3 protein-coding genes are annotated in these 5,216 nt (G+C 52.4%); 1 reads left to right on the top strand and 2 read right to left on the bottom strand.

The features are described 5' to 3' along the window. Position 1 precedes the first annotated feature (1 nt). Positions 2-1,300 (bottom strand): polysaccharide pyruvyl transferase family protein, encoded by a 1,299-nt coding sequence (locus Q0294_RS18315; RefSeq protein ID WP_299468341.1) that lies wholly within the window; start codon positions 1,298-1,300, stop codon positions 2-4. Between the two features lie 274 nt (positions 1,301-1,574). On the opposite strand from Q0294_RS18315, the gene Q0294_RS18310 reads away from it, so the two are divergent. Beyond that, positions 1,575-2,024: a hypothetical protein gene (locus tag Q0294_RS18310; protein ID WP_299468339.1), complete on the top strand. Its 450-nt coding sequence runs from the start codon at positions 1,575-1,577 to the stop codon at positions 2,022-2,024. On the opposite strand, the gene Q0294_RS18305 is transcribed toward Q0294_RS18310, so the two are convergent. Beyond that, the gene (locus Q0294_RS18305) at positions 1,993-5,076 is read right to left on the bottom strand and encodes a sigma 54-interacting transcriptional regulator (protein ID WP_299468336.1); all 3,084 of its coding nucleotides are present in this window, start codon (positions 5,074-5,076) and stop codon (positions 1,993-1,995) included. The genes Q0294_RS18310 and Q0294_RS18305 overlap by 32 nt on opposite strands. Positions 5,077-5,216: the final 140 nt, after the last annotated feature.

Here is a 5,216-nt window from a genome sequence, read left to right as displayed (position 1 = left end):
CTTATTGCTGGTTGAGGATCTCTTTGAGTTCGCCTATCATTTCCTGGGACCGGGTGTTGACGGTGTGCATGGCGCGGTTGACTTTGGATTTTGCCAGCTCGGGTTTGGCGTCGATTTTTAACAGTGCTGCGGTGAACTGTGACGCGGGGTCGGCGTCGATGTCGAACAGCCATTCGGAGAGGCCGATATCGCGGAACATCCAGCGTTTGAGGCCGTGACGCGGGCTGGCGAGGTGCATCGTGGGGGTGCCGACTGCGAGGGCGATGATGCAGGAGTGTGGTTCCATCGAGACGACGGCGATGGCCTGCGCGTAAACGGAGGCGGCTTCGTCGACGTTCCAGAAGGGATCGCGGTTGACGACAAACGGCTTCACGTCCTCGGGCAGTTTGTCGAGGATCATGGTTTTGGCGTGGATGATTTCTTTATCGACTTCGGGGGCCAGCAGCACTTTCTTGCCGGTTTTGCGGACCCAGTCGGTGATGACTTCGCGGAGTTTTTTCGTCCAGAGTTCGTTCTGGGCGAGGTCTTCTTTGCTGGGATTGGCGGGGTTCATCGACGTGCTTTTTTTCGCGCCGATTTTGGGTGTGTTGCTGCGGAGGGTGACGGTGATGAATTCTTTGGGTTTCAGGTCGTGGGCTTTGAGGTAAGCGTCGGCTTTGGCGTCGTCGCGGACATCGATGCCGAAACAGCCGTCGGGGCCGAAAGCAAGCGACGGCGAAGTGACGCCGATCTTGCGCAGGTAATAAAACGATTCGACATCGCGGGTGTAGATGGCTGCGGCGCGGGAGAGTAACTCGCTCATTTTTGCTTCATCAGCGGGCGCGAAACCGTCGAAGGATTGACCGTACAGGCAAAACGGTTTGTTCGTGACGGTGCAGGCTTCGATGATGTAGATTGGCGGCGGCCAGAACTGGTTAAAGTGCATGCCGCTGTTGTAGAGGAACAGATCGCTTTCATCGAAGGCTTTCTGAAATTCCGGGTTGTCGGCTTTGCCGCGGGCGTTGAGTTTGCCTTGCACGATCTGCACGTTGGGAAACCGCTTTTGAAGCATGGCGGTGACTTCGTCGGTCGTTTTATGCAGCCAGAGAATGACTTTGACGTCGGGCAGATACGTTTCGAGATAACGGAGCGTGCCGGGCGTGTGTCCGATGTCGCCGATGTTGACTGTTTGCCAGCCCGAACGCATCAGGATGGTTTTCTGTCCGGGTTCAGCCGCCTGCGATGTTGTAAGTGAGAGCAGAGGCGAAAGCATGAGCAGCGTCAAAAAGAGACGTCGATTGATGACAGGCAGATGGATCACGTGTGAGGTTCCTCTGGGCGGGCGAGTTTGAAAAAAATCTGATTTAATGAAACCGACTGAGGCACTCATTTTATCTGGTCGTGGGGGCAGAGAAAATTCCGTTTGACTTATTTAAGTTTGTTTTTCAGGAGATTCGGGTGGATTGAAACGGTCAGCGGCGCAAAATGTTCATCTCAGGGGTCTCTGTCATATGCGATAAAATACGGCTGATGTTGTGCGGAAAATTTCATTGTTTCTGAGTGAGCCGGAGGTGCGTGTGATGGATTTTGTGTGGATGTATTTTCTGCTTCCGGTCTGTTCCCGCCATGATGTCAATCGGCGTGACGCTGTCAAGCGGGAGCCGGTGGTCAGTCGCGGGATTGTTGGCGGCGCTACGCGAATTGTTGTGACCATTATGCGTCCCGTGGTGATCCAAACGGGTTCCAAAAAGCGTGATCAAAGTGAAGTGGTCTGTGCCGGTCTGTGCAAAAAGCAGGTTTTTCAAGTGAGTTTGATAGTGCGAATCGGGACAGCGAGGGATGGGTTCAGTGGCGGGAAATCATTTCCACGCGCGCGACGCGTATCACGCATCATTGCAATCGGGATGGAGAAGTCAAGTTGGAATCTGACAGCGGAAAAACAGAGGTTTTCAGAGCGGGGAACCGTCGGGGAAAAGTCAAGGCTGATTCAAAATCGGAAGGGAGGCGCGGTGATCAATCGAGACCATATTTTTTCAGTTTGCTGAAATATGTGCTGCGGGGCATGCCGAGCATGCGGGCCGCCTGTGCTTTGTTGCCTTCGCATTCGGCGAGTGCCATTTTTAACTGTTCGGGTTCTGAAAGTTGACGTTCGTAATTGTTTTGACTGCTGGGGAAAGAGATGACTTCGACATCGGATAACGGGAGCCGCCGTACTTTTTCGGAGCCGGAAGGTTTGGTTTCGATCACGCGGGTGGGGAGACGTTTTTTGCCTTCGACCAGATCGGCGGGTAAATCTTTGAGCGTGATGACTTCTTCTTCGGCGAGCACGACGGCACGTTCGATGACATTTTCCAACTGGCGAATATTTCCCGGCCAGGGAGCGCGTTCGAGCATTTCGATGGCGTCGGGGTCGATGTGCGTGATGCGTTTGCCGAGGCGATTCGCGGTTCGATTGAGGAAGTAAAATGCCAGTTCAAAAATATCTTCGCGGCGTTCGCGCAAAGGAGGCAGTGTGATGCTGATGACGTTCAGACGATAGTATAAATCTTCGCGAAACAGGCCGTCGGTAATACGTTGTTCCAGATTCTGGTGAGTGGCTGTAATCAGGCGGACATCAACGTGCAACGTTTCCGAACCGCCCACGCGTTCGAAGGCGCGTTCCTGCAGAACCCGCAGCAGTTTGACCTGAGTATCGAGAGAAATATCGCCGATTTCATCGAGAAACAATGTGCCACCGTTTGCCATTTCGAAACGACCGATTCGATCTTCGTGGGCGCCGGTGTATGCGCCTTTCACATGGCCGAACAGTTCGCTTTCGAGCAGGCTGGGAGACAGAGCGGCACAGTTGACGCGGACCAGCGGTTTTTCGCGGCGATCACTGTTTTCATGAACGGCTTGCGCCAGGAGTTCTTTACCGGTTCCGCTTTCACCGCGGATAAAGACTGTAGATTCGGAGTTAGCGACTTTGCGTACGGTTTCCATCACCAGACGAATGGCCGGACTGTTACCTTTGATCTGTCCGCGCTGCAGTTCGTGTGGAGCCGCACGCTCGGAGATTTCCTGCGAGTTGGTCAGTTCGGCTTGCAGGATGGAAACGAGGCGGCGTTGATCATCAATTTTTTCAACTTTGATTCGCATTTCTTCATTGAGACGTCTGAGGTCCTGATGAATTTTCGTACTGTGCAGAGCGATGCTGGTGATCTGCCCCATCGCATTTAAGAAAGTGAGGTCTTCCGCAGAATAGGGACTGCCCGACGATCGTTGTCCCAAGGCAACAAATCCGGCAAATTCGCCATCCAGTTCCAGATTGTAGATGAAGTCGAAAGTCAACTGCCGCAGCAGGTGCTGTGCTGGAGAAACTTCTTTTAAGAGACCGGTGGCGATGCGTTGAAAAGCGAGTTCCCCTTCCAGAACTTCCAGCAATTCGGGACTGCAGGGGACCGCTGAAGGCGCGTTTTCAATTTGAAAGCCGGTCAGTAATTCAAACTGATTGCGATCCGGATTGAGCAGATAAATGGCGGCGCTTTTGACCTGGAGCACCTCGCGACAGGATGTTAACATACGATCGGCGATGGAGCGTTGATCGCCTAATCGTCCGACGGCCCGGTTCATGCGTTTTAATGCTTTATCGAGTTGGTATTTCTGCCGGAAGAACCGCCGATCGATCAGGCGTTGAATTCGATCCCGCGACCAGAGCAGGAGTGAAATGGCAAACAGCATTACCAGAAAAACAGAGACCGCTTGATTAGAACTGGGAGCCCGGTTTAATTGTGTGCCGACCAGTGATCCGAGAGAGATCACCGTGGCGTAGACAATGGAAATGCCGGCACTCACTACATAAAACAGCATACCGCGGCTGATGATCTGTTCGATCAGCATGAGCCGATAACGAATGATTCCGACGACAAATGCGACCATGAAAGAAACACTGGCCAGGAACATCGGAATGCCCGCACCACCCAGGGCAAACTGAGTACGATCGAATTCTGCCAGATAAAGTGAATAACCGACGGGGATAGTTGAAATCAGGCCGGCAAGCGCGATCCATTTCAACTGGTTCCGCTCGTAAGCATTTTGGCTTTTGAAATAACCATAAAAGAGCGCAGCCAGAGTTGCGAGGTAATAAAGTCCGGCAACGCTGATGTAAGTGTAAACGGCCCAGCGGAGGACGTAAACGACCTGGAACACCAGCTGCGGATAATCGAGCTGCACGATGGCTTTGTCTTCGGCATCAATATGAGACGTCCATCGCAGATACGTCAGGCATGCCAGGATCAGAATCGTAGTGGCGACAGGAATCGAATATATAACGCGGAGCAGACCGACGGGAAACTGAGCCAGCCAGGGTATCACGCGTGGATAAGTAATAAAAAAGTGAAGTGTAATGGCGGGGATTAAAATCGCTGACACGACGAAGGGGGTATTGAGCAGCAGCGTTCCCGCGATAATCCACCAGTTGTACCCGCCAATAAAGGCGACAAGCGTGATGGTTCCCATCGTAAAGAAGATGCGTGTGGTACGATCGAAGGGCCGCATCCAGTAAGCGAAAGCACCGATGGCCAGAATCACGAGTTCCAGTGAAAACCAGAGTAGCGAGATGGCCACATCTCCTGAAGGAATCGATTGGATTTCGATCCAGGCGGACCGGGGCGATTTCGTTTCGTCGTTTGCACTCAAGTATTCGACTTTGATAAATCGGCCGCTGTTTTGTATTTCGACGATATTGGGAACCGGTAGTTCGGTAGGATCTGAATTGGGTTGTAGCTGGCTTCCGGGAGGCAGCTTGTCATCGCGGAGTTTGCTGAGCACACGCGAAAAATCGAGGAAGGTACGAATTGGATAATCGCCAATTTTGGTGAGGATATCTCTGGGCTTCGGGGCGGGAGCGGAGCCCGTTTTAACGATGCCCGGAGTCGCTTTAATTTCGATTCCGGCTGGAACTGATTCTCCCGGTTTTGCTTCGACGCTGTCCAGCATCGCGCGCAGGCGTAAATCAGGGCTGGTGGTGACGAAGCCTAATACAATGACGCTATAGACGATTGCCAGAATACCACAGCTAAATAAAACAACTCGTTCCAGAATCCCCTGTTTTTTCATTAATTGTTTTCCAGAAACGTAACACGCTTCATAAGAAATAAACGATGCTCTATGTGTCGAACACCGAAACCAGCGCCGAAAAGACGGCGCTGATCGGTATCGAGATTCTCAATAGAACATTTCGGCGCCGAAATTTCAAG

Source organism: uncultured Gimesia sp., assembly GCF_937919775.1.
In the GTDB taxonomy this organism is placed as follows: domain Bacteria; phylum Planctomycetota; class Planctomycetia; order Planctomycetales; family Planctomycetaceae; genus Gimesia.
This window is presented reverse-complemented; position numbering and strand designations above follow the sequence as displayed.

What these genes read in the sequence shown, in the direction of transcription:
- Q0294_RS18310 (WP_299468339.1), top strand. Translation starts at nt 1,575, where the DNA reads ATGTATTTTCTGCTTCCGGTCTGTTCCCGCCATGATGTCAATCGGCGT.
- Q0294_RS18305 (WP_299468336.1), bottom strand. Translation starts at nt 5,076, where the DNA reads ATGAAAAAACAGGGGATTCTGGAACGAGTTGTTTTATTTAGCTGTGGT.